Origin of the sequence: Nostoc sp. T09 (genome assembly GCF_002154695.1) — a bacterium.
Taxonomy (GTDB): Bacteria; Cyanobacteriota; Cyanobacteriia; order Cyanobacteriales; family Nostocaceae; genus Aulosira.
The window spans coordinates 1-1,318 of the sequence record NZ_MTAV01000251.1; the positions used below are offsets into that span (position 1 = coordinate 1).

The window sequence follows — 1,318 nt, forward strand, 5'->3', positions numbered from 1 at the left end:
CCGTTTTGGTATTGATGTTCTCACTTTCCAGTCTCAACCTATTTAATTCACATTAGGCGTGAATGAGTCTTTAATACTCGCGGACGAGTCTTTGATACTCGTGAATGAGTCTTTGATACTCGTGAATGAGGCTTTGATACTCGTGAATGAGTCTTTAATACTCGCGGACGAGTCTTTGATACTCGCGGACGAGTCTTTGATACTCGCACCAAACTCAGCAGGCATCGTTTTACGGTTAAGGAGCGTCGGAACGGGTGACACTCGTTCGCGCAGCGTCTTCGATAAAAGAAGAGTCAATAAGTAGTAAGACAAAATTAATTACATAAATTTTGACCTGAAACCTTTATCCAGTCTAAAACCTCATTGATACGTAGGGAGGGCAATGCCTAGGGTGTTGACTCTGTGCCTTTATAGGAGTGGAAAAATCATGCAAAATATGTGTTGTCATTGCGAGGAGGTACGACGAAGCAATCGCATAGACTTGTTCGTAGTGCGAGATTTGCGATTGCTTCACTGCACTTCGTTTCGCTCGCAATGACGTTGTAAAAAAATGGGATGCTCCCTTCTCGGTTGAGCTATTTTTATGATGTTGTTTGCCTTTATTCCCAAATCTTTTGCATATCTAAGATAAATCTGGGTAACACATCTTCGGCGGCAAATGTTTGCGGTGCTTTTAAAATTTCAACTTTTTGATGAGGACGATATATTTCTAATTCTTGCTTTTTACGATTAATCAACAAACCTAGACGACAGCCATTTTCAAGATACTCTTGCATCTTTTCTTGAACTTTTTGCAACCTGTCTGAAGGTGAAAGTATTTCAATTACAAAATCAGGGCACAGAGGAATGAATTTTTCTCTTTGTTCTTGAGTTAAAGAATTCCAGCGGCTTTTCTCAACCCAAGAAACATCAGGAGAACGGTCAGCCCCATTTGGTAAAGTAAATCCAGTAGAAGAATCAAAAACTTCTCCGAGTTGGTTTTGTTCATTCCATTGTGCTAGCTGAAAAATTAAATTAACATTACGTTTTCCCGTCTCTCCCCCAGTAGACGGCATTATAATTAGTTCTCCTGCGGCATTACGTTCTAGCTTCAAATCTGGGTTATCTTGACACAGCTGATAAAACTCTTCTGAAGTCAGTTTAATTACAGAATTGAGATTTAATGTAAGTGGTGTCATAAAGGTAGTTCCCGTTTTTTGTTCACCGGCTGCGCTGCACATCTATGAATATTCTCGCTTGATGAAAGTCCGATTTGCTCAGATCCCCGACTTCTTGAAGGATGCAGCTGGTGAATAAGGGGTAATACCCCTCGCTTATC

The 1,318-nt window shown here is 40.5% G+C and carries 2 protein-coding genes; one reads left to right on the forward strand and one right to left on the reverse strand.

The features are described 5' to 3' along the window. Positions 1-58 precede the first annotated feature (58 nt). Positions 59-304, forward strand: a complete 246-nt coding sequence (locus tag BV372_RS33970) for a hypothetical protein (RefSeq protein ID WP_086691795.1) — start codon at positions 59-61, stop codon at positions 302-304. A gap of 295 nt (positions 305-599) precedes the next feature. On the opposite strand, the gene BV372_RS33975 is transcribed toward BV372_RS33970, so the two are convergent. Then, positions 600-1,178, reverse strand: a complete 579-nt coding sequence (locus tag BV372_RS33975; RefSeq protein WP_086691797.1) for a Uma2 family endonuclease — start codon at positions 1,176-1,178, stop codon at positions 600-602. Positions 1,179-1,318 lie beyond the last annotated feature (140 nt).